Origin of the sequence: Janthinobacterium sp. JC611 (assembly GCF_018682595.1) — a bacterium.
Taxonomy (GTDB): domain Bacteria; phylum Pseudomonadota; class Gammaproteobacteria; order Burkholderiales; family Burkholderiaceae_D; genus Janthinobacterium.
This window is the reverse complement of record NZ_JAFLJN010000003.1, coordinates 510,392-531,690: the sequence shown is the minus strand read 5'-3', so window position 1 is coordinate 531,690 and position 21,299 is coordinate 510,392. Positions and strand designations below refer to the sequence as shown.

Here is a 21,299-nt window from a genome sequence, read left to right as displayed (position 1 = left end):
CTGGGCTGGTGCGCCAGGCAGAGCCACGCAAGTCATGTGCCATGCTCCGCAGGTGCTTGATTTTTCAGGCTATTTATTCGGCCCAACCTGCCAGTTCGCAGGAAGTGTAAAGAAATCCGCTTCGGGAACCTGGCCCTGCCTGGTCAGATATTGATAAAGCATATTTCTATCATCACAACATACAATTAGATTTATATGATGCGATGCGGCATGATTGCACCTGTCTCCTCTACTTCCTCACAGGAATTAGATTCAGCCCGCTCCCGCAGCGGGCTTTTTTTTGCCTTTTTACGGTGCATGTCGCTGCGCACGCTTGCTTGTTATCCAGACATGGTGTTGCTTTTGTGCATGCTAAACTGGGCATTCCCCAGACCAAGGTTGCCTGATGCTTCAATTATTTCGTCACACGCTGGAGTCGACGCCCATCCTCGCCCTGTTTCTCGTCATCGGCGCTGGGTATGCGCTGGGGCGCATCAGCGTGTTCGGCTTTTCGCTGGGCGTGGGCGGCGTGCTGTTCGCGGGGCTGGCGCTGGGCGCGTTCGCTCCCGCTGCCGTGCCGCCGCCGATGGTCGGCTCCATCGGCTTGCTGCTGTTCCTGTATGGAATCGGCGTGCAGTATGGCGTGCAGTTTTTCGCCGGCTTGCGCGGCGCGGGGCAAAAACACAACCTGATCGCCTTTGCCGCCGTCATGGGCGGCCTGGCCGTGTCCGTCTGGGGCGGGCAGTGGATCGATATCTCGCTGCGCATGGCCAGCGGCGTGTTTGCCGGCGCCATGACCAGCACGGCCGCCCTGCAGGCGGCGCTGGAAGCGTCGCACGGCAATGGCGACGCGGCCGTCGGCTATGCCGTCGCGTATCCGTTCGGCGTCGTCGGCCCCATGCTGGGCCTGTACCTGGCCGGGCGGATATTAAAACCCGTGCTGACGCCGCCGCCGGCGCCCATCGTCGTGTCCGAAATTACCATCGATGAAGCCAAATTGGCGGGCGCGGCCCTGTCCGAACTGGCCGATGGCCCCCTGGCGGGCGTGCAAGTGATCGGCGTGCGCCAGGGCCACCAGAACCGCTTGCCCGATCCTGGCCTGGTGCTTGGCGTGGGCGATGCGCTGATGGTGTCGGGCACGGTGGCGGGCGTGGAAGCGGCGCGCACGGCGCTGGGCCACCTGGACCCGGGCCGGTTGATGAAGGACCGCAGCGTGTTCGACGGCACGGAAGTGTTCGTGTCGGACGCGGCAATCGTCGGCGTGCCCCTGGGTGAACTGAAGCTGTCCAAGGATTTTCCCCTGCAGATCGCGTTCATACGCCGTGGCGACGCCATGATCCTGCCCCATCCCTTCCTGACCCTGGAATTCGGCGACCGGGTGATGGCCATCGCGCCGGCGAAACATGCGGCCGACGTGCGCAAGCTGTTCGGCAATTCCATCACGGCCACGGCCGAGTTCAGCTATGTGTCGCTGGGCATGGGCATGGTGCTGGGCGTATTGCTGGGTCTGGTGCCTATCCCTTTGCCGTGGATAGGCTCGTTCAGCCTGGGCCTGGCGGGCGGCCCGCTGGTGATGGCGCTGATCCTGGGGCGCCTCGGCAGAGTGGGCAGGATCAGCTGGCGCTTGCCGCTGTCGGCCAACCTGGTCATGCGCAACTATGGCTTGACGATCTTCCTCGCCGCCGTCGGCATGGCGTCCGGTTTGCCCTTCGTGCAGCAGGTGGGCGCCGATGGCTTGCCCATGCTGGTGCTGGGCGCCGCCACGGTGCTGGTGGTGGTGGCCCTCGTCGTAATCCTGGGCAAGGTCTTCCTGCGCCTGCCATTCCCCGAGTTGCTGGGCATCGCGGCCGGCGCCACGGGTAACCCGGCCGTGCTGGTGTTCGCCAACCGCCTGGCCAAGTCGGACCGGCCCAACCTCGGCTACGCGATGATTTTCCCCAGCATGACCATCGTCAAGATCGTCGCCGTGCAGGTGCTGCTGCATTTGTATGGGTGATTCGGCGGTGAGTGGATCTGCTAAACGCGCCAGATTGTTATTTTTTTATACTTTTCTTCAGGCGATATGAAGCCAGAAGTGCAACCCGATAAGATTGTGGTTCGCTCAGGTTCGGGCATCAGCGCGGAAAGCGGCTTGCCCATCTTCCGCGATTCCCATGGTCTTTGGAAAAGGCTATGCCACCGTCAAATGTGGGAATGCCCCCAGCGTTGCTTTCAATAACATTTCGGGTGAGCGGATGCGTCTGGCGTCGAGTATCCAGCGCCATCCCAGGTAGTTTGGCAGGTAGCGCGTGGCCACGCCGTGAAACGGCCGTAACCATTCGCGCAGGCGGCTGTGATACGCATTGACGTTCTGCACATGCGCGGCGCCCTGCACACGGATGCCGGCGCGCAGGTTGACGGCCTCATGGCTGATACCCGCCTCGCTGGCAAACGCCCGGTAGGCGGCATGGCCATCCGTGACGAGCAGGATATCCTTGTCGATGACGGGCAACAAACAGCGGTGCAGCTGCGCCTTCGTCAGCGCGCCTTTGCCGGCGACGAAATCGAGCGTCTGGCCCGTGCGGTCGCGCGCCACCAGGATGCAGACTTGCTCGTTCGAGATGCCGCGCCGTTGCGCATGGCCGCCCCGGCGGCGGGCCGGACGCGTCATCTGCCTGGCCCCCTTTTCCGATTCCAGCACATATAGCTCGTCGGCCTCGGCGATGCCATGCAAGCCATGCGGCCGGTCCGTTTTTGCCAACGATAAAAATCGGTGGCGCCAGCGAAATGTGGTGTTGCGGTGTACGCCCAGTTGTAGCGCCGCCTTGCGCACGGAATCCGATGCAAGCAGGCAGTCGGCATAATCGAGCCACAGCGATTTATGGCGCAGGCGGGCCAGCGGCGTCCCCGTCAAGGCATTGAAGGTGCGCCCGCAAGGTACGCAGCGGTAGCGCTGCAAGCCGTGCGCATGGCCATGCCGGTGCAGATGGGGCGAGTGGCAGGCGGGACAGGCCAAGCGCGGCTGCGCCACGCCCTCCAGCAGCGCGACGGTCGCGTCGTGTGGCGTGCTGCCACGCAGCAGGGCCATGCCTGCCTGCCGCTGGCGCCGGTTCAACTGCGCAAACTGCGCGATAAAGCTGATCCATTCGGCTGGCTGCATGATCTGCTCCCGGAGTGGTGGGTATGCAGAGTCAGACAGCACAGCCAAGCGAAGATTCCGGCATGTCCCCTACTTGCCGATGACAGAGCCTTGGAAAACGTATGCGTGGGAACAGCTTGCCAGTCCCTATGGCAGGCACTGTCGCCCTGAAGCCGACTTCGGGCCTGCGTATCGCATATCGGCAAGCGACGCCCCTGTGGACAGGGAGGCAGCTTCATTTCGCGCATTGATGGCAAGGCAGGGACTGCCCCTGAGGCCGTCCTGTCACGCACCTCCGGGTACGCAAACTGAGCCTGCCATGTTGGCGATGGACACACACGTGAGTATTGCGTAGAATGCAATAATTCCACAGTGCAATAATTTATTGACGCAATAATTTTGGCAGTGTCGGTGATTTGCCGTACGGATATTAATTCAAGGAAAACGAAAATATATGAATGTGTCAAAAATAAGGTCAATTGTCGCGGTAATGCTGTCATGCTTGGCGTTTGTATCGTCTGCCGTTTATGCAGACGTATCACTTGACAATGATCTCAATGAAGCGGCTTACAAGGGTGACACCAAAGAAGTGCTACGACTGCTGCAGCAAGGTGCCCACGTCGATGCCGCCAATAAGTACGGGGCGCGCGCCATTGATTTCGCCGCCATGCGCGGCTACACCGAGCTGGCAAGGACGCTCATAGATGCTGGAGCCGATGTCAACCAAAAAAGCGGGAAGCAAGGAAATACTGTCCTCATGCATGCCGCTGAAAGGAAAGGCAACCTGGAGGTTCTGCAGATGCTGATTGGCGCTTCTGCGGATGTGAACGCCACTGACAATGAAGGCAAGACAGCATTATTCGGCGCCTGTTACAGCGGAAATGCAGAGGCGGTCAAGGTGCTGTTGGCAGCCGGTGCGCAAATTGATCATGCTGATAAGAAGGGCATCCAGCCTATCCATTTTGCTGTGAATAAGGGATATGAACGCAGCCATACCATGGGACATGAGGAGGTTGTTAAAATATTACTGGAGGCCGGCGCGAAGATCGATGCCCAGGATAAGAATGGCTGGCAACCCATCCACTACGCCGCGGACGGAGTAAATGTCTTGCTCGTGAAATTTCTGGTTGAATCCGGCGCGGATATCAATGCGCCGGCCATTGACGGTTTGACCCCATTGCAAATCGCTAAAAATCGCGATGTATGGGGGAGGGTGTATCGGGCCATGGATGAATTGCGTGTGAAATAGATCATGCTTATGCGATTCCCGGCCCCCTGAAGAAAGAAGAATCGGCTTGGTGCTCGCAGTGATTCGACGGCCTTTGCAATGTTGCCGCCACGTTGGCGAAGCGACGGAATGCCTGGCATTGCACGGGATGGCTACTTCGGGGGACATCCTGTGACTCCGGCGCGGTAAATTGCTAGCCTCGGCCGCTGGCCATCTACTGGCGAGTTTTGCCGGTGCCTACCGATTCCAGCCTATCCCAGCCACTCCCCCTTGCCGCGCCAGCCCGCGTGAAACCCCTGGCGCCGCTCCCAATCTGTTGTACAATCCTTGAGAACGGTCGTGCTTTTTTGTGCGCTGAGCTTCCTTGCGTGCAGGCATCACGGCAACCGATAAGAACAAGGAGACAGACATGGACCTGCAATACACGGCTGAGGAGATGGCGTTCCGCGACACGGTGCGCGCCTTCCTCGACACCCATCTGCCGGCGGACTTGCAGCGCAAGGTGCGCCAGCATTTGCGCCTGAACCGCGACGATTACGTGCGCTGGCACAAGATAGTCGCGCAGCAAGGCTGGGCCGCGCCGGCCTGGCCCGTCGAATATGGCGGCACGGGCTGGACGTCCGTGCAGCGCCACATCTGGGAAGACGAGTGCGCGCGCGCCGCCACGCCGCCCATCCTGCCGTTTGGCGTCAACATGGTGGCGCCCGTCATCATGGCGTTCGCCAGCGCCGAACAAAAATCCTACTACCTGCCGCGCATTTTGAATTGCGACGACTGGTGGTGCCAGGGTTATTCCGAGCCGGGCGCCGGTTCCGACCTCGCTTCCCTGAAAACCACGGCTGAGCGCGACGGCGACCATTACATCGTCAATGGCCAGAAAACCTGGACCACCTTGGGCCAGCACGCGGACATGATCTTTTGCCTGGTGCGCACGGACGGTACGGTGCGCAAGCAGGAAGGCATCAGTTTCCTGTTGATCGACATGAAAACGCCGGGCATCACCGTGCGTCCCATCATCATGCTCGATGAAGAACATGAAGTGAACGAAGTCTTCTTCGACAATGTGCGTGTGCCCGTCAGCAACCTGGTGGGCCAGGAAAACAAGGGCTGGACCTACGCCAAGTACCTGCTGGGGCACGAGCGCACGGGCATCGCCGCCGTGGGACGCTCGAAGCGCGAACTGACTTTCCTCAAGCAACTGGCCATGCAGCAAACCAAGCGCGGTGCGCTGCTGCTGCACGATCCCGCCTTCGCGGCCAAGGTCGCTACCCTGGAAATCGAATTGATGGCGCTGGAAATGACGGTCTTGCGCGTCATCAGCGAGGAAGGCAAGGGGCCGGGACCGCAGGCGTCGATGCTGAAGGTGCGCGGCTCGGAATTGCAGCAGCAGTTGACGGAACTGATGGTCGAAGCCATCGGCCCGCAAGCCTTGCCCTTCGACCCCGATTACCTCGACGGCGGCGCGCCGCACGGCGCAGGCGGCGACGACCTGGCCGCGCCGCTGGCCGCGTATTACTTCAATTACCGCAAGACATCGATCTATGGCGGCTCGAATGAAATCCAGAAAAACATCATCACGCAGATGATTCTGGGCCTGTAAGGCAGAAGGAGACGACATGGACTTCCATTTTAATCAGGAACAGCAGCAATTCGCCGATGCGCTCAGGCGCTGGGTCGACAAGGATTACCCGTTTGAAACGCGCAAGCAGATCGTCCACTCGGCCACGGGGACGTCCGACGCGGCCTGGGCCACCCTGGCCGAGCTGGGCATGACGGCCTTGCCGCTGCCCGCCGCCGTGGGCGGCTTCGACGGCACGGCCGTCGACATGCTGCTGGTGATGCAGGAACTGGGCCGCGGCCTGGTGGTCGAACCGTATCTGGCCACCGTGCTGGGGGCGCGCTTTTTGACTCTGGCGGGTGGCCACGACGGCGTGCTGGAACAGGTCGCCGGCGGCGGCCTGAAGCTCGCTTGCGCGCTGGGCGAGCGGCAGTCGCGTCACGATCTGCACGACATCGCCACCACGGCCAAGGCCAGCGGCGACGGTTTCGTGCTGGACGGCGAGAAAACCGTCGTCATCCACGGTGCGCAAGCGGGCTCTCTCATCGTCTCGGCGCGCAGCGGCGGCGCCCAAGATGACACGGACGGCATTGCGCTGTTCCTCGTGCCCGTTGACGCACCCGGCGTTTCCGTGCGCGACTACCGCACCATCGACGGCCAGCGCGCCGCCACCGTCACCCTCGTGCAAGTGGTGCTGGGCCACGACGCGCTCATCGGCCAGGCGGGGCAGGGCTGGCCCGTGCTCGACGCGGCGCTCGACTATGGCGCCGCCCTGTTGTGCGCGGAAGCCGTGGGCGCCATGGACGCCATCTTCGCCGCCACCCTGGACTACCTGAAGACGCGCCAGCAGTTCGGCGCGCCCATCGGCAAGTTCCAGGCCTTGCAGCACCGCATGGCCGACATGTTCATCCACCTGGAGCAGGCCCGTTCGATGGCCATGCTGGCCGCCGCCAAGGCCGACAGCGCCGACGCGGTAGATCGCCGCCGCACGGTCTCCGCCGCCAAGGCGAGGGTGGGACTGGCCGCCACCTTCGTCGGCCAGCAAGCCGTGCAATTGCATGGCGGCATGGGCGTGACCGATGAATTGCCTGCCGCCCACCATTTTAAGCGTTTGAGCATGATCGCCCTGACCCTGGGCGACGTGGATCACCATATCGCGCGCTTTATCGCCCAGCCGGGCTTCTTGCCGACGGAGACCGCATGACCGCATTGACCGGAATCAAACCCAAGCACTGGTATTTCGAAGACTTCACGCAAGGCCTGGAAATCGACCTGGGCCAGCGCCACGTGACGGAGAAGGAAATCATCGCCTTCGCCACGGATTTCGACCCGCAGCCGTTTCACGTCGACCATGCGGCCGCCGAAAAGACCATCTTCAAGGGCGTCATCGCCAGCGGCTGGCACACCTGCGGCATGATGATGCGCCTGGTGGTGGACAATCTGCTCAAGCATTCGTCCAGCATGGGCTCGCCCGGCCTGGACAGCATCCGCTGGTTGAAACCCGTGCGCGCGGGCGACACCCTGCACCTGAGCTACCAGGTCAAGGAAGTGCGCCCGTCGACGTCGAAACCGGACCGCGGCATCGTCATTTCCGTGTGGAGCGTGCGCAACCAGCATGGCGAAGTGGTCACCACGGTGGAGGGCATGGGCATGTTCGGCCGCCGCCCGGTGGAGCAAGAGGAGCAGGGCCATGCGTGATATCGCCGGCATCGCCGGTTTCCAGGCCCTGGCGGGCCAGCACGTGGCCGTTTCCGACTGGCTCACCATCACCCAGCAGCGCATCGACACCTTTGCCGACGCGACGGACGACCATCAGTGGATCCACGTGGACGCCGAGCGTTGCGCGCGCGAGTCGCCGTACGGCTGCACTGTGGCGCACGGTTTCCTGACCTTATCCCTGCTGCCGGCCATGCTGCAGGGGGCGCTGCACATGGCCGGCATCCGCATGGCCATCAACTATGGTCTCAATAAAGTGCGCTTCCCCGCGCCCGTGCCCGTCGGCAGCCGTTTGCGCGCGCGGCTCGACATCCTCTCCGTCGAGGACGTACCGGAAGGCGCGCAGGTGAACTGGGCCGTCACCATGGAACGCGAAGGCGATGTGAAACCCGTGTGCGTGGCGGAGTTTTTGATGCGCTGTTATCCCTGACGGGAAATGACGGGCTTGCCAGGTTTAGCGCGGCACCTGCGCAAACGGCATGCATAGAATGAGCGGGTTGTCCGGAAAGGGCGTGAAGCCGTATTTTCTGTAAAATGCCGTCGCTGTGTCGTTCTTGGCATCGACAAATAGCGCATATCCGCCAATTTCGCCGGCGACGCGCGCTGCGCGGTCCAGCGCATGACATAGCAGATACTCGCCGTGTCCGCGACCTTTCATGTCATTGCGTACCGCCAGTCGGGCCAGCGAGAATCCGGGCACCTCGCGCGGCATTCTTTTGGCAATCTCCGGTGGCAAAGTATCTTTGGCCACCATTCTTCTCACCGCCAGCGTATAGAAACCCATCACGTCCATGGGCGCACCATCATCAACCAGGACATAGGTCCTGGAGATGGATTTTCGTTGATGTTGTCCTGCTGTCACCTGCAGAAAGACGTTCAGCTCAGGATTTCCGCAGTCAAAGTCACTTACCTCGTGGACCGTTTCCAGCGGGACTATTCTGATTGCCATTGTCAATTTCCCTTTGCTTGAATTTCTCAAACGCCCGCATCAGCGCAGCATTGGGTGGGGAGGGGTTATCCAACAAACTAATGATCATGGCAGCGTCATTCTTCGAGAAATGAATGGTCTTTTCCCGATCGATGATCCTTTCGGCCTTTTCAAGGGAGGCTTGCACCATGAACTGATTCAGTGTCGCGCCGGTTAATGCCGCCGCCTCCTGCAGCTTCAGTGTGATGGTTTGAGGGATGCGGTTGGTGATCCTGTCGCTGGTTTCCGTTGTGCTCATAGGTAGTGCCTTTCGCGGCTGAACGCGTGCATCGATATGTCAACTTTTGGTTTTCGGCTGGTTTTCCATCTTCAGTATAGGTCGATTTGCGTCAAAATGGAAACGCTGCGTCATTTTGACGCAGTGGCGGATGCTGTTGCGCCATGGATGGCTAGCCTGCCGGCTCACTCCCCGTCCGAGGCGCAATACCTGTCCCGCCCCGTATGCTTGGCGCGGTACAGCAGGGCGTCGGCGGCGCGGATCAGGGCGCTGGGGTCCATGCCTTCGGTGGGCATGACGCTGGCCATGCCCAGGCTGACGGTGACGTGCGGGCCGACGCTCGATCGGGCGTGGGGAATGTCCAGCGCGCGCACCTCGTCGAGGATGCGCTGGGCCACCACTTCGGCGCCGTCGCGCGTTTCCTGCGGCAGCAGGATGATGAATTCCTCGCCGCCGTAGCGCGCCAGCAGGTCGGGCGGACGCACGGCGCAGCGGCGCAGGGCGGCGCTTACCTGCTGCAGGCACAGGTCGCCCGCCTGGTGGCCATACGTGTCGTTGTAATCCTTGAAATGGTCGATATCGGCCATGATGAGGGCCATCGGCGCGCCATCGCGCGCGCAGCGCCGCCATTCGCTGTCCATCGTCTCGTTGAAGCTGCGCCGGTTGGCCACGCCCGTCAGCGAGTCCGTCAGCGACAGTTCGCGCATGGCGTCGGCCTGCCGCTTGATGGTCAGCTGGCTGCGCACGCGGGCGCGCACGACGGCGGCGTTGAACGGCTTCGTGATGAAATCGACGGCGCCCGCCTCCAGCGCCCGCGTCTCGTCCTCGGGCTGGTTCAGGGCCGTGACGAAGATGACGGGAATGGCGCGCAGGACGGCCGACTCGCGCAGCGCGCCGCAGACGGCATAGCCATCCATGCCGGGCATGACGGCGTCGAGCAGTATCAGGTCCGGCAATTGATTATGCGCAATCTCCAGCGCCTTGTCGCCGCTCAGGGCGAACAGCACGTCGTGTTCCTCGCGCAGCAGCTGGTGCAGGATCTGGATGTTTTCCATGGCGTCATCGACGATGAGGATGCGCCCGTTCATGGCAAGGTTGGTCCAGCTCACTTGTTTTCCTCTCGTTTCAGCTGATCGAGCACGAGTTTTTCCGCCTCGGCAAAATCCAGCGTTTCAATCGCGTCCGCCATCGCCAGGGCCGCTTCCCGGTCCGCCTGTTGCAGGGCGGGGTGCAGGGCGTGGAATTGCGCCAGCGCTTTCAGGTTATTGTTGTGGATCAGGACGAGCAGCTCGGCCAGGCCGGCGCGCAAGTCGACCGGCACGCCGCCGGGCGCGGGGGCTGCCGCATGCCCGCGCCGCAGGGGCGAGGGCAGGGTGCGCGCCGCGTCGATGACTTCGGCCATCGCGTGTTCCAGGCGGCCCAGCAAGGCGGCCGTGGCATGCGATTGCCCCGTTTTCAGCGCTTTTTCCGTCTCGGCGGCCAGGCTGGCGACATGCGTGGCGCCCAGGTTGGCGGCCACGCCGCACACGCGGTGCAACAACTGCGCCGCCTGCCGCGCCTGGCCAGCGGCCAGCAGCCCCCGGGTTTCCTCGACGGCGTCGCCTTGCGAATTTTCAAAGCGCTTGAGCAGGGCCAGGAAGGCGCCGTAGTCGCCGCCGAAGCGGTGCAGGGCCGCCGCCAGGTCGATGCCGGGCACCGTGTCCGGCAGGTCCGGCGTTTCCGCGACGGCGTTGCCTGCCTGCATGGCGTTGTCGCCGCCCCCCAGGGGCACGAGCCGGGTCAGGGTCTGGATCATCTCGTCGACATCGATGGGCTTGGCCACATGCGCGTTCATGCCGCTGGCGATGGCGCGCAGGCGGTCTTCGTCCATGGCGTTGGCCGTCATGGCGATGATGGGCAGATCCGGCAAGCCCAGGGCGCGGATGGCGAGCGTGGCGTCATAGCCATTCATGACGGGCATCTGCAAATCCATCAGCACCACGTCCCAGGCATCCGGCGTGTTGGTGAGCAAGTCGACGGCCAGCTTGCCGTTGGCGGCCAGGGCCACGCGCGCGCCCGAGTGCAGCAAAATGTACTGCGCCACTTCCTGGTTGATTTCATTGTCTTCCACCAGCAGCACGCGCATGCCGCTGAGCAAACCCGACAAGGGCGTGGAAACGGGCAGCGCGGAAGGGGTGCCGCGGCCCTCGCGCACGGCCGTCACGGCCGCCAGCAGGCGCGCCGGGGTGGCCGGTTTCGAGACGATGCCGGCCAGCATCAGGCTGTCGGCCAGGCGTTCGAGGTTTTCGCTATCCTGGTCGGCCACCAGCATGATCACGGGCGGCAGCGGCAGCGGCGCGTCGGCGCGCGCCTCGGTGAGCATGGAAATGCCATCCATGCCGGGCATGGCCGCGTCGAGCAAGACGATGTCCGCCGCCGGCCCGCCGCTGGCGTGGGCGCGCAGCAGGGCCAGGCCGGCCGCGCCGCCGTCGGCACTGCGGCTGTGCCAGCCCTGCGCCGCGCACCAGTCTTCCAGCATGGCGCGCACGCTGGCGTTGTCGTCGATGATCAGCAGCGACAGCTCCCGGGGCGCGCTTCTGCCCGGCGGTTCGGACGGCGGCATGACCTTGTCGAAGCGGCAGCTGAAGCGGAAGTCGGAACCCTGGCCCAGCGCGCTGGTGACGCTGAGGCTGCCTCCCATCAATTCCACCATGCGCCGGCAGATGGCCAGCCCCAGTCCCGTGCCGCCGTATTTGCGGCTGGTGCTGGTGTCGCCCTGGGAAAACGCGTCGAAGATGCGTTCCTGCTCGGCCGCGCCGATGCCGATGCCCGTGTCGCGCACGGAAAACTCCAGCGTGACGCCGGCCGCATCCTCGGCTGCCTTGTTGATGGTCAGCACCACTTCGCCATGCGAGGTGAACTTGACGGCATTGCCCACGAGGTTGATGAGGATCTGTTCCACGCGCAGGGCGTCGCCGATCAGTTCGTCAGGCACGCCGGGGCCGAGCACGAACACGGGTTCCACACCGCGCGCCCAGGCGCTGCTGGCCAGCAAGACGCCTACGCTGCCCAGCATGCGTTCGAGCTGGAAGCGGCGCTGTTCCAGCACCAGCTGGCCCGCCTCGATCTTGGAAAAATCGAGCACGTCGTTGACGATGTTGAGCAGCGATTGCGTGGCCATCTGGATCTTGCCGACATAGCTGCGCTCGCGCCGTTCCAGCGGCGACTCTTCCAGCAGGCGCGCCAGGCCGATGATGGCGTTCATCGGTGTGCGGATTTCATGGCTCATGTTGGCGACGAATTCGCTCTTCGCGATGCTGGCCGCCTCGGCTTTGTCGCGCGCGCGCACCATCTGCTCGTTGAGTTCATGCAGGCGCAATTCCGTGCGCTTGAGCTCGGAGACGTCCGAGGCCAGCACGAAAAATCCCCGCACGCCGCCGCCGTCGTCGACATCGGGGATGTAATTGGTCCACGTGTGGCACACCTGGCCGGCGGGGTCGAGCAGGTCGCGCTCGAAGCTTTGCGGCCGGCCCGCCAGCACTCCTTCCACGTGGGGCGCATACGCGTCGAACAGTTCCTGCCCCAGCAATTCGCACATGTGGATGCCGGCCAGCTCGGCGCTGCTGCGGCCAAACCATTCGTTATAGAAATTATTTGCGAAACGGCAACGCAAATCGGCACCCCAGTACGACACCATGCCGGGCAGGTTGTCGGTGACGGTGCGGATGAAGCGCTCGCTCTGTTCCAGGCGCAAGGTGGTGGCGTGCAGCACCTCGGTGGCGCGCTTGCGTTCCGTGATGTCGATCGACACCCCCAGCACGTGGCTGGGGCGCCCCGCATCGTCGCGCAAGACCACCTTGCGCGTGGTGAAGTGGCGCGTGGTGCCGTCGGCCGTGTTGATCGCCTCCTGTTCGATTTCCACCATCTGCCCCGTGGCCAGCAGCTTGCGGTCGGCGCTGACGAAGGCCGACGCCTGCTGCGGCGGGAAGAAATCGTGGTCGGTCTTGCCCAGCAATTGCTCGCGCGAGCGTCCCAGGGTCAGTTCCGCGTGGCGGTTGATCATTTCAAAGCTCAGCTTGTCGGCCCGCTTGACGAAGACCATGGCCGGGATGTTTTCGATGATGGTGCCAAACAGGTGTTTCGAGCGGCGAAATTCCGCTTCGCTGCGCTTGCGCTCGCTAATGTCCAGCCACAGGCCCGATACGCCCAGCAACTGCCGTTCCGGGCCGAAGATCGGGTGGTACGAGACGATCCAGTGACTCAATTGCTCGCGCTGCTGGCCGCCATGACCCTGCAATTCGATGTCGACGATGGGCTGACCCGTCCCGATCACCTGGCGCACGCGGCGTTCCACGTCCGCGCGCACGGCGTCGTCGAACAGCATGGCGCCGACGGGACGGCCCAGGTGCTGCGCCACGCTGGCGCCGTTGATGGCGGCCAGATAGTGGTTGATCATGACGATGCGCAAGTCCAGGTCCACGAACAGCATGCCGATCGGCGCCGTCGCATACACGGTTTCCAGCAGGCGCGTGGATTTTTCCAGGGCCAGCGTGCGTTCGGCCACCAGGCTTTCGAGCTGCGTGCGGTGGCGCCGCAAGTCGCGTTCCAGCGCGCCCAGCGCGCTGGCCATGTCGGCCGATTCGCGGTCCGCGTGCCGGTTCGCGAGCAGCGGTTTGCCCTGCGCCAGCGCGTGGATCTGCTGCGTCAGTTCCTGCAGGGTGCTGGCCAGGCGGCCGCCCACGCGCCAGGCCAGGGCAAAGCCTGCGCCCAGCAGCAGCGCCAGGATGAGGGAAGCCGTGATCACGGAGCGCAGCAGGGCTTGCGCCACCGTGCTGGTGCGCATGGTGACGGCCACCGTCCAGGCGTCGTCCGGGGCGCGGCGAAAGCCCGCATACACGTCGATGCCTTCCAGGGTGGCATGGCGCAGCACGCCTTCGCGTGCATGGCGTATCCGTTCCAGCAGGGGCGCCGCGCTGCGCTGGCCCACATAGCGCTGCGGCGTCAGGGTACGCGCCACGTTGATGCCGTCGGCATTGATGAGGACCGCGTCCAGGTAGGCCGGCAGGCGCAGTTCGCGCAGCAGCACGGACAGGTAGTCTGGCGGATACAGCGCCGTCAGCACATAGGCGGGACCTTGGTCACGCGGCAAGGGTTGGTTCAGGGCCAGTTGCGGCACGCCGTCGGGCGTCTCTGCCAGGCTGGTCAGCCGCGCCTTGCCCTGGTCGCGCGTGCGCTCCATGCTGGCGACCCATTTTTGCGGCAGCGGAGGCGGCGCCTGGCCGGCGGGCAATGTCGTATTGAGCAACTGGCGGCCCTTGGCGTCGGAGACGATGAAGCCACTGACGGCCAGGCCCGGCTGCAGCAGGCTGCCGGCCAGGGTCCGCAGGGCGCCGACATCGTCCGTTTGCAGGGCGGGCGAGGCGGCCAGGATGCGCGCGGCCATCTGGGCGCCGCTCAAGTCGCGTTCGATGGCGGCGGCGACCGCCAGCGCCGCCTGCGCCGTTTCGCTGACGACATGGTCGCGTTCGCGCGTGTAACTTTGCGCCACGAGCAGCAGGAACACGAGCGCCGTCGGCATGACCCAGGCGAGCACCAGCCATGAAATTCTTGAGCGTATCGAAGGCAAATCTTGCACCCGGAAAGCTCCCAGAATGGATGAGACGACAGGCAGGCTGACGCTGGCGCTGGCTGACCTTGAATGAAAAGATGCTAGACGAAATTGATTGTTCTGACAAGCCTAGTTTCCGTGATGGAAAAAAGGTTGCGCAAGGCATACAAAGGAGGGGATGTCCCTCCCGCCGTGGCGGCGGGAAGGCGGCGATGCTTATTGCAGCACGGTCAGCACGTCGACATCGATTTCCGGGCTTTCCATGAAGTCTTTTTCCACTTCGCCACGGATTTCCACCTGGGTTTTGGCGTCGATCTTGCGGTTCATGAAGACCTTGTCGTCGATGTCCACGCGGATTTCCGCCGTGCCGTCGGAGAACGTGTATTTTTCCTTGCCGACCTTGCGCAGCAAATGGCCGCGCAGCACGACGGCCTGGTCGTCGACGGGATGTTTCAGGATGGCGGCCACGTTGACGGGCGCGGCCGGGCCGGCCGTCGGTCCCACGTACTGGGCTTGCGCGCCGCCGGCCAGCAAGGCGCCGGCGGCGGCCAGGGAAACGATGCGTTTGCGGTGTAATGACATGGTATTCCTTTGATAGTGACTGGCGTGTCAGAAGAAGACGGCGGTGCGGGGGATGATAGCACCGGTATTGCCATAGGGCATGTTCGCCCGGACGCTGCCCGTGCTGGCCACGCCATCGTCGAGTTTGCTGTCTATCTGTTCCGCGTAACTCTCGGGCAGGTTGTCGAAACGGATGCCGTTGCCGGCGCGCCCGCCCACTTCATCGTTGTACAGGTAGACGGCGCCGCCCTGGGCGCTGGTCATGAATTGCGAGGTGCCGTTGTAGGAGCCCGTGATGAAGCCGCCCAGCGCCAGGTGCTGCGGCGCCAGCGTGAATTCGCGCGGCTGGCCGTCACCGATCTGGCCGTCGCCATTGCCGTTGCCGGCCGAGTTGGGCACGTGGGTGGTGCCCTGGATATCGTCGCCGGGCAGGGCGCGGAACTTGTCCTGGTAGGCGTTGACGGCGGCCGTCAGCGCATTCGACTGCTGGATGATGTTTTTCACCTTGGCGCTGTCGATCAAGCCTTGTCCCTTGAGCACGCCACCGAGCAGCAGGCCGATGATGACCAGGACGATGGCGATTTCTACGAGCGTAAAGCCGTGCTGGCGGCGTGGGAGCATGGGGTTTCCTTGAAAAAAAGTGCGACAACTTGGGATGGCAGTTTACTGCATTTAATGCCGGGCGCGCATGGCAGGATCATGGTGCGGCCTTTGCTTTCTTCTGGGCAAGTTCGTCGAGCCGGCGCGCCAGGAAAGTCAGCTCGCGCGGATCGCTGATCTGGCCGCTGGCGATCAGGCCGCCGATCACCAGGCGGGCGCTGTCGAGCTGGTCCATGTCTTCCAGGATGAACGCTTCCATCTCGCGCACCCACGGTGGCACCTGCGGCCCCGTCGCCAGGCGGCGCAGCGCGCGCGCATATGACAGGGCCAGCGGCAGGTCGCGCAGCTGGTGCTTCGCCACGAGCACCGCCTGCGCCATGGCGGGCCAGCGGCGCTGCGGGTCGGCCGCGAAGCTGGCGGCGACAAAGGCCAGCATGCGCCGCGCGCGCTGCGGGTCGGCCACGCCGGCATAGATTTCGCTGGCGGCCATCAGCGAGTAGTTGCTGCGCGGATCGAGCGTTTGCGCCGTCTCCAGCCAGCCGGCCAGGCGGTCATAGTCGAGTTCGCGCCACGGCAGGCTGACGCCGGGCTGATCCTCGAACGATTGCAGGTACAGCAGCATGGCCTTGGCCATGGCCAGCGGCTCGCCCAGGCTGGCCAGGCGCGCCACGCCGGCCGGTGGTGCGGCGGGCAGCGGCCGCGCCTGTGCCGGGGCCTGCTGCTGCGCCAGGCGCCAGCCCAGCTGCAGCAGCAGGCAGGCCGCCAGCAGCCAGCACAGGGTGCGCGGCACGCTGCTCCAGGGGCGCTGGGCGGCGGCCATCAGATGTTGCGCCGGTAAAAGTCGCACAGCGCGCAGCTGGCCAGCAAGGCCACATAGATGGCCGTTTGCACCGCCACCCCGGCCAGGGCTTGCCAGTCGCCGGTGGCGTACAGCAGCCAGTCCGTGCGCGCAAAGGCGTCGAGGCGTGGCAGCAGCAGGGCCAGCACGTCGATGGCGCCGGCCGTGGCCCGCTGCGCCAGCGAGTCGCCCGCCTGCGGCCCGTGCGCCAGCAGTTGCAGGCTGCCCAGCATGCGCGCCAGCACATAGAAGCCGCCCGTGGCGGCCAGCGCCGGCAGGGCCTGTTGCAGGCTGGCCGCGCACAGCAGGCTGAACGCGGCGACGATCCACAATTCACCGAGCAGCGACAGCGCCCACAGCGCGCTGTGCGCGGGCGCGGCGAACAGCGCCATCAACAGACCGAACAGCAAGGCGGGCACGGCCGCCAGCACCGCATAGCCCAGCAGTTTGCCCAGCAGATAGGCGGCGCGCGGCATGGGCAGCGCCAGCAGCAGTTCCAGCCCCCGCTCGGCCGCTTCGCGCGCCATGCTGGTGATGATGAAGGTGGACAGCAGGAAGACGCCGGCCAGGCGCAGGGTGGCCGCCAGCAGCGCCACCTGTACGGCGCCGCTTTCCGTCAAGGCCAGTTGCTGCAGGAAGCCGGCCAGGGCGGCGGCGCCGCAGGCGGCCAGCATGCATAGCCACGGCAGGCGGCTGCGCAGCGCTTCGAGCAGCGTGTAGCGGGCGATGGTGAGGGCGGGAAAAAACATGGGCATCAACGGGGCAGCCTTTGCGCCGCCACCATGCGGTTGAACAGGATGTTCGGCGACAGCCAGACGACGATATCGTCGAACTCGCCGCCCGGCTGCTGCGGGCCGCTGGCGGCGCGGCTGATGAAGGTGGTGGCGTTCGAGGCATTGTTGCGCTCGTCGACATTGTTGCCGAAAGGCACAGCCTGGCGCTGGCCCTGCACGCTCGTGGCGCCGAAACCGTTCTTGCCGTGCGACATGATCATGGCGGGGATGTCGTTCAGGGCCGTCGCCTGCAGCAGCGCGCCGCCCTGCCGCGTGACGATGCTGATGTCGCGCGGCGTGCCCAGGGTGAACTGCTGACCGCTGTCGCTGAAGGCCGGCGTCACGCTGTAGCGGAACAGATTGTTCCAGCTGTCGCCCGGAAGCAGCCCCAGGGTGGCCCACGGCAGGAAGCCGGCGCGTTTCTCGCCCGTGCAGCGCGCGCCGCGCCGGTCTTCCAGGCCGCTCATGGCGGAGATGGCGGGACACGGCAGGTAGCCGTAGCGCAGCGCGTAGCCCGTCAGCGCTTCCTTCGCATCATTGAGCGCCTGTTGCGTCTGGGCCACCTTGCGCTGCTCCAGCTGCACCGTCAAGGGCGTGACCAGGCCGCCTATCATCAGGCCGACGATGACCAGCACGATGGCGATCTCGATCAGGGAAAAGCCGCGCTGGCGGCGCGAAGGGGGCGGGCGGGGGCTCATGGCAGGTTGCGCGCGGCGCGCATGCGTTGGTACAGGGCGGGCAAGGTAATCCAGGTCAGCATGTCGTCGAAGGCGCCGCCCGGCAGCGCGGCATTGTCGGTGGCGGGGCGGGCAATGAAACCGCGGCTGGCGCGCTCGTTCGTGGCTTCGTCGAGATTGCCGCGTGCCGTATTGATCTGCGTCACGCCGCTGGCGGCCGTGCCGTAATGCTCCTTGCCTTGCGAGAACAGCACGACGGGCAGGCACTGGGCGCTGACGTCGCACAGGTCCTGTCCCGCCACGTAGGCGAAGTTGCCGCCGCCGTCGCGCGTGAGGACGACCCGGTTGGCGACAGCGGAAAACGAGACGATGGGTGCGCGCGCCATTTCCGGCGTGACGCTGTAGCGCAGCAGCTTGCCCCAGGCGTCAACGCCCGTCACGCCCAAGGCGACCCATGGCAAAAAGCCGCTGCACTCGGCGTCGCCGGCGCAGTCGGCGGGGCGTTCGCGGCCGTCGAGGGCGGAGGCGGCAGGGCGGGGCAGGCGGCCATTGGCCGCCGCAAAGCCCAGCAAGGCGTCGCGCGCCTGCGCCAGGGTGGCCAGGGTGCGCTGCTGGCGTTCGGCCTCGCCCGTGTTGCGGCCGAAGGCGCCGATCAGCAGGCTGGCCGCACCCAGGCCCAGCACGGCCACCAGCAACAGCAGGGCGGCGCCCCGCTGGCGAGGCGGTTGGCGATGAAGTTGCCAATGAGCTTGCCATGGCGTCATGGCGGCGCCTCCTGCGCTTCGCTGACCGTGCCGCTGGCCGGGTCGTAGCGCTGGCCGGGTTTCAGCAGCAGCACCTGGCCGTTCGACAGGCGCAGGGTCAAGGTGCCGGGCTTGCCACTGGCAAGGCGGTTGTGCGGCTCGTTCTGCGCTTCCTGGTTCAACCAGACGGTGGAGCGGCCGCTGCTGCGCTGTACCACGCCATTCAATTCCACGGGCGGGGCGGGTGGCGGCGGTGGCGGCGGTGGGGGCGCCGCCAGGGCCGGATCGGGCGCCGGCGGTCCGTAGCGCTGCGCGTCGAGCTGGGCGCGCTGTTCGGGTGACAGGAACAGTCGCCCCAGCTGCGGTGGCTGCGCCTGGACCGCCAGCGCGGTGCCGGCCAGCAGTGCGCACAGGACGAGGGTGCGCTTCATGGCCGCCCCAGTTCGGGTATGGCCGCGCTGCCCAGTGTCAGCCACAGCAGCTCGCATTCGGCGCCCAGGGTGGGCGCCGTCCCGCTGCCCGGCCCGGCCCCGGCCGCCGCATGGCGCTTGAGCGTGCAATCCTGCACGGCGAAATAGCCGGCCTGGCGCAAGTCGTCCAGCAAGTTCAGCAAATCCATTTCGTGCAGCAAGTCCATCTGCAGGCGCATGCGGCTGCCGCGCAGCTGATATTGCCCCATCACCATGGGCAAGGGCACTTGCAGCCCTTGTTGCGGGCTGATGTCATAGCTGATCGGCAGCAATTTGCGCCGTTCCTGGCTGCGGCGGATGGCGTCGATCCAGGCCAGGCGGTTTTCCTCGCCGATCAGGCCGCGCTGGCGCAAGGCCAGGAATTGCGGTTCGTAGGCGCGGATTTCCTGCTTCTCCGCCTCCGCGTGGTTGAACAGGGTGCTGGCCGCCGAGCGCGTGCGCTGGGCCAGGTCCAGCTGCTGCGCTTCGCGCGCGCGGTAGGCGATGCTCAGGCTCAGCAGCAGCAGGCTGGCCAGCATGGTCAGCGCAAAGCACAGCAGGGCGCGGCGTATCAGGTGCAGTTCGCCCAGCCAGGCGGGCAGCGTGCGCGCGGGCGCGCCGGTCCGCTGCATGCCGGGCAGGGGCGGCTGCTTGACGGGGCCGCTCATGGCTGCCACGCGAGCAAGAGGGTGAAGCGGGCCTGGCTGGCCGGCGCGGGTGCGGCGCTCTTGCCGGACAGGGCCACGCTGGGACGCAGGTCCAGCGGCGTTTCTTCGATCGTCACCTGCAGGCCCGGCTGGCGCGCCAGGGTTTGCGCGAAGGCCGTGATGGCGGACAGGGCCGCGCGATAATCGCTGTTCGGCATGGCCACGTCCGCTTCCAGGCGCAGCGATTGCGCCGGCGCGACGGGAATGCCGGCCAGGGCGCTGCCGGTCGGCCCGTCCGTACCCTGCCGCTGCTGCTGCTGCTGCTGCTGCTGCTGCTGCTGCTGCTGCTGCGCCGGCTGGCCATCGGCCGCGCGCGCGGGCGCCCGGCCCGCATGCCAATGCAGCTGGCCGAGCGCGACCTGCGGCGACTGGTCCAGCGCGGCGCTCAGCATGCCCAGCAGGCGGCCCGGTTCCGGCGCCTGGCTGGCGATCATCTGGCCCAGGGTGACGGCCACTTTCATGTTCTGCGTCTTGGCCGGCGCCGGCGGCTGGGTCGACATGACGCTGCGGTAGCGTTCCTGGTAGGACGCCGTTTCCTGCGCCAGGCGCTCGATGGCGGCCCCGTCGGTGATGCCGCCCAGCAGGTTAATCGCGCACCACAGCGCTGCCGACGCGCCGATCAGCGCGCTGGCGCCATACAGCGTCTTGCGCGCGCGCTGGAAGTGGTAATAGCGGGCCAGCGCGCCGGGCGGATAGTGGCTGGGCGGCGGATGCTTGCCCAGCAGGGTCAGCAGCAATTCGTCGGCCAGCGCCGGCGTCTGGCGCAAGCCCAGCCGTTTGCCGGCCAGTTGCAGGTCGATGAAGTGGTAAGCCACTTCGACGCCGTTGTCGCACAGCAGTTCGAGCTTGGCGATCTGCGCCGCCGGCGCCAGGATGACGGTATTCAAGACGTCGCCGCGCGCCAGCATGCGCGTGCTGGTGAGAAATTGCCGCGTCTTTTCCGTTTCCAGCGCAATATTCACGGCCACGCCGTCGAGCGCGATGGTGGCCGTCTGGCGCGAAAAGCGCAGCTGCCCTTTTTCATAATAACTTTGCCGCAAGCCGCCCGATTGCTGCGTCACCAGCAGCAGGTGTTCGTGCGCGATCGACAGCTTTTTGACCAGCGCGATACTGAGCAGGCTGGTCGAATAAATGCCGGCCACGGGCACGCGCAAGTGCTCGAGCGCCTCCGTCCACGGCTGCAGCAAGCCTGGGTTGGTCAGGGCGAAAAACAGTACCTGGTCATCGTGGCGGCCCGTGCTGTCGCGGCCCAGCAGGGTGCTGCCCCGATAGGGCGTGTCGCGGTGCAATTGCTGCTTGCGCCGCTCCAGCAAGGCACGGCCCGCCTTGCCGCGCACATGGGGCAGCAGCTGGCGCTGGAAATCTTCCTCGATCAAGTCCGTCAGCAGATAGGCGGGCACATTGAGCCGCTGTGCCTGCGGATCTTCCAGCCACGCGGCGAAGCCGTCCAGCCCGGCCGCGCTGGCGGGGAAGGCCTGGCCGGCGCCCAGCACGCCGTGGTCCCAGTCGTAGGCGCACAGGGTGTCGCTGGTGATGTAGAGCAATTGTTTGCGGAACACG

The 21,299-nt window shown here is 65.2% G+C and carries 21 protein-coding genes; 7 read left to right on the top strand and 14 right to left on the bottom strand.

Going from position 1 to position 21,299, the window contains the following annotated elements; all coding sequences use genetic code 11:
• Window positions 1-385 precede the first annotated feature (385 nt).
• Both J0O65_RS05325 and J0O65_RS05320 read left to right on the top strand, forming a co-directional pair.
• Window positions 386-1,975 carry an aspartate:alanine exchanger family transporter gene (locus tag J0O65_RS05325; RefSeq protein WP_215404783.1) on the top strand — a complete coding sequence of 530 codons (1,590 nt, stop codon included), beginning with the start codon at window positions 386-388 and terminating at the stop codon, window positions 1,973-1,975.
• Between the two features lie 66 nt (window positions 1,976-2,041).
• Window positions 2,042-2,197 carry a Sir2 family NAD-dependent protein deacetylase gene (locus J0O65_RS05320; protein ID WP_215404781.1) on the top strand — a complete coding sequence of 52 codons (156 nt, stop codon included), beginning with the start codon at window positions 2,042-2,044 and terminating at the stop codon, window positions 2,195-2,197.
• Here the strand turns inward: J0O65_RS05320 and J0O65_RS05315 are convergent.
• Window positions 2,150-3,118 (bottom strand): IS1595 family transposase, encoded by a 969-nt coding sequence (locus tag J0O65_RS05315; RefSeq protein ID WP_215404779.1) that lies wholly within the window; start codon window positions 3,116-3,118, stop codon window positions 2,150-2,152. The two genes, J0O65_RS05320 and J0O65_RS05315, sit on opposite strands and share 48 nt — an antisense overlap.
• Before the next feature lie 433 nt (window positions 3,119-3,551).
• Between J0O65_RS05315 and J0O65_RS05310 the strand changes: the two genes are divergently transcribed.
• From J0O65_RS05310 to J0O65_RS05290, 5 genes are all read left to right on the top strand, one after another.
• On the top strand, window positions 3,552-4,346 hold the full coding sequence (locus J0O65_RS05310) for an ankyrin repeat domain-containing protein (RefSeq protein WP_215404777.1): 795 nt from the start codon (window positions 3,552-3,554) through the stop codon (window positions 4,344-4,346).
• A 388-nt stretch (window positions 4,347-4,734) separates the two neighbouring features.
• Window positions 4,735-5,925: an acyl-CoA dehydrogenase family protein gene (locus J0O65_RS05305; protein ID WP_215404775.1), complete on the top strand. Its 1,191-nt coding sequence runs from the start codon at window positions 4,735-4,737 to the stop codon at window positions 5,923-5,925.
• Window positions 5,926-5,941: 16 nt separating this feature from the next.
• Window positions 5,942-7,087: an acyl-CoA dehydrogenase family protein gene (locus tag J0O65_RS05300; RefSeq protein WP_215404773.1), complete on the top strand. Its 1,146-nt coding sequence runs from the start codon at window positions 5,942-5,944 to the stop codon at window positions 7,085-7,087.
• Window positions 7,084-7,581 carry a MaoC family dehydratase gene (locus tag J0O65_RS05295; protein ID WP_215404771.1) on the top strand — a complete coding sequence of 166 codons (498 nt, stop codon included), beginning with the start codon at window positions 7,084-7,086 and terminating at the stop codon, window positions 7,579-7,581. The genes J0O65_RS05300 and J0O65_RS05295 overlap by 4 nt, the downstream gene beginning before the upstream one ends.
• Window positions 7,574-8,029 carry a MaoC family dehydratase gene (locus J0O65_RS05290; RefSeq protein ID WP_215404770.1) on the top strand — a complete coding sequence of 152 codons (456 nt, stop codon included), beginning with the start codon at window positions 7,574-7,576 and terminating at the stop codon, window positions 8,027-8,029. Before J0O65_RS05295 ends, J0O65_RS05290 begins: the two co-directional genes overlap by 8 nt.
• A gap of 24 nt (window positions 8,030-8,053) precedes the next feature.
• Here J0O65_RS05290 and J0O65_RS05285 read toward each other — a convergent pair whose 3' ends face one another.
• The 13 genes from J0O65_RS05285 to J0O65_RS05225 all read right to left on the bottom strand — a co-directional run bounded on the left by J0O65_RS05285 (window position 8,054) and on the right by J0O65_RS05225 (window position 21,298).
• The gene (locus J0O65_RS05285) at window positions 8,054-8,548 is read right to left on the bottom strand and encodes a GNAT family N-acetyltransferase (RefSeq protein ID WP_215404768.1); all 495 of its coding nucleotides are present in this window, start codon (window positions 8,546-8,548) and stop codon (window positions 8,054-8,056) included.
• Window positions 8,502-8,825 (bottom strand): type II toxin-antitoxin system TacA family antitoxin, encoded by a 324-nt coding sequence (locus tag J0O65_RS05280; protein WP_215404766.1) that lies wholly within the window; start codon window positions 8,823-8,825, stop codon window positions 8,502-8,504. The genes J0O65_RS05285 and J0O65_RS05280 overlap by 47 nt, the downstream gene beginning before the upstream one ends.
• Before the next feature lie 164 nt (window positions 8,826-8,989).
• A complete protein-coding gene (locus tag J0O65_RS05275) occupies window positions 8,990-9,913 on the bottom strand; it encodes a diguanylate cyclase domain-containing protein (RefSeq protein ID WP_215404764.1) in 924 nt (307 codons plus the stop codon).
• Window positions 9,910-14,376 carry a PAS domain-containing protein gene (locus tag J0O65_RS05270; RefSeq protein ID WP_353056155.1) on the bottom strand — a complete coding sequence of 1,489 codons (4,467 nt, stop codon included), beginning with the start codon at window positions 14,374-14,376 and terminating at the stop codon, window positions 9,910-9,912. Before J0O65_RS05270 ends, J0O65_RS05275 begins: the two co-directional genes overlap by 4 nt.
• A 231-nt stretch (window positions 14,377-14,607) precedes the next feature.
• Window positions 14,608-14,973, bottom strand: coding sequence for a YgiW/YdeI family stress tolerance OB fold protein (locus J0O65_RS05265; protein ID WP_215404752.1), 366 nt, complete (start codon window positions 14,971-14,973; stop codon window positions 14,608-14,610).
• A 27-nt stretch (window positions 14,974-15,000) separates the two neighbouring features.
• Window positions 15,001-15,573 (bottom strand): prepilin-type N-terminal cleavage/methylation domain-containing protein, encoded by a 573-nt coding sequence (locus J0O65_RS05260; RefSeq protein ID WP_215404750.1) that lies wholly within the window; start codon window positions 15,571-15,573, stop codon window positions 15,001-15,003.
• Window positions 15,574-15,649: 76 nt separating this feature from the next.
• Complete coding sequence (locus J0O65_RS05255; protein ID WP_215404749.1) at window positions 15,650-16,372, bottom strand: hypothetical protein; 723 nt, start codon at window positions 16,370-16,372, stop codon at window positions 15,650-15,652.
• Entirely contained in the window at window positions 16,372-17,139 is a 768-nt protein-coding gene (locus J0O65_RS05250) for an ABC transporter permease (protein WP_251373455.1), read from the bottom strand. The genes J0O65_RS05255 and J0O65_RS05250 overlap by 1 nt, the downstream gene beginning before the upstream one ends.
• 5 nt (window positions 17,140-17,144) lie before the next feature.
• Complete coding sequence (locus J0O65_RS05245; RefSeq protein WP_215404745.1) at window positions 17,145-17,861, bottom strand: prepilin-type N-terminal cleavage/methylation domain-containing protein; 717 nt, start codon at window positions 17,859-17,861, stop codon at window positions 17,145-17,147.
• Entirely contained in the window at window positions 17,858-18,604 is a 747-nt protein-coding gene (locus J0O65_RS05240) for a hypothetical protein (RefSeq protein ID WP_215404743.1), read from the bottom strand. Before J0O65_RS05240 ends, J0O65_RS05245 begins: the two co-directional genes overlap by 4 nt.
• Window positions 18,601-19,014, bottom strand: coding sequence for a hypothetical protein (locus J0O65_RS05235; RefSeq protein ID WP_215404741.1), 414 nt, complete (start codon window positions 19,012-19,014; stop codon window positions 18,601-18,603). The genes J0O65_RS05240 and J0O65_RS05235 overlap by 4 nt, the downstream gene beginning before the upstream one ends.
• Window positions 19,011-19,700: a hypothetical protein gene (locus J0O65_RS05230; RefSeq protein ID WP_251373453.1), complete on the bottom strand. Its 690-nt coding sequence runs from the start codon at window positions 19,698-19,700 to the stop codon at window positions 19,011-19,013. The genes J0O65_RS05235 and J0O65_RS05230 overlap by 4 nt, the downstream gene beginning before the upstream one ends.
• Window positions 19,697-21,298 (bottom strand): hypothetical protein, encoded by a 1,602-nt coding sequence (locus J0O65_RS05225; RefSeq protein WP_215404739.1) that lies wholly within the window; start codon window positions 21,296-21,298, stop codon window positions 19,697-19,699. The genes J0O65_RS05230 and J0O65_RS05225 overlap by 4 nt, the downstream gene beginning before the upstream one ends.
• Window position 21,299 lies beyond the last annotated feature (1 nt).

Bases quoted from the DNA above. Each gene is read 5' to 3' on its own strand.
- J0O65_RS05315 (WP_215404779.1), bottom strand. From the start codon at position 3,118: ATGCAGCCAGCCGAATGGATCAGCTTTATCGCGCAGTTTGCGCAGTTG.
- J0O65_RS05285 (WP_215404768.1), bottom strand. From the start codon at position 8,548: ATGGCAATCAGAATAGTCCCGCTGGAAACGGTCCACGAGGTAAGTGAC.
- J0O65_RS05305 (WP_215404775.1), top strand. From the start codon at position 4,735: ATGGACCTGCAATACACGGCTGAGGAGATGGCGTTCCGCGACACGGTG.
- J0O65_RS05300 (WP_215404773.1), top strand. From the start codon at position 5,942: ATGGACTTCCATTTTAATCAGGAACAGCAGCAATTCGCCGATGCGCTC.
- J0O65_RS05320 (WP_215404781.1), top strand. From the start codon at position 2,042: ATGAAGCCAGAAGTGCAACCCGATAAGATTGTGGTTCGCTCAGGTTCG.
- J0O65_RS05240 (WP_215404743.1), bottom strand. From the start codon at position 18,604: ATGACGCCATGGCAAGCTCATTGGCAACTTCATCGCCAACCGCCTCGC.
- J0O65_RS05235 (WP_215404741.1), bottom strand. From the start codon at position 19,014: ATGAAGCGCACCCTCGTCCTGTGCGCACTGCTGGCCGGCACCGCGCTG.
- J0O65_RS05255 (WP_215404749.1), bottom strand. From the start codon at position 16,372: ATGGCCGCCGCCCAGCGCCCCTGGAGCAGCGTGCCGCGCACCCTGTGC.
- J0O65_RS05265 (WP_215404752.1), bottom strand. From the start codon at position 14,973: ATGTCATTACACCGCAAACGCATCGTTTCCCTGGCCGCCGCCGGCGCC.
- J0O65_RS05280 (WP_215404766.1), bottom strand. From the start codon at position 8,825: ATGAGCACAACGGAAACCAGCGACAGGATCACCAACCGCATCCCTCAA.
- J0O65_RS05295 (WP_215404771.1), top strand. From the start codon at position 7,084: ATGACCGCATTGACCGGAATCAAACCCAAGCACTGGTATTTCGAAGAC.
- J0O65_RS05250 (WP_251373455.1), bottom strand. From the start codon at position 17,139: ATGTTTTTTCCCGCCCTCACCATCGCCCGCTACACGCTGCTCGAAGCG.
- J0O65_RS05260 (WP_215404750.1), bottom strand. From the start codon at position 15,573: ATGCTCCCACGCCGCCAGCACGGCTTTACGCTCGTAGAAATCGCCATC.
- J0O65_RS05290 (WP_215404770.1), top strand. From the start codon at position 7,574: ATGCGTGATATCGCCGGCATCGCCGGTTTCCAGGCCCTGGCGGGCCAG.
- J0O65_RS05310 (WP_215404777.1), top strand. From the start codon at position 3,552: ATGAATGTGTCAAAAATAAGGTCAATTGTCGCGGTAATGCTGTCATGC.
- J0O65_RS05325 (WP_215404783.1), top strand. From the start codon at position 386: ATGCTTCAATTATTTCGTCACACGCTGGAGTCGACGCCCATCCTCGCC.
- J0O65_RS05245 (WP_215404745.1), bottom strand. From the start codon at position 17,861: ATGAGCCCCCGCCCGCCCCCTTCGCGCCGCCAGCGCGGCTTTTCCCTG.
- J0O65_RS05230 (WP_251373453.1), bottom strand. From the start codon at position 19,700: ATGAGCGGCCCCGTCAAGCAGCCGCCCCTGCCCGGCATGCAGCGGACC.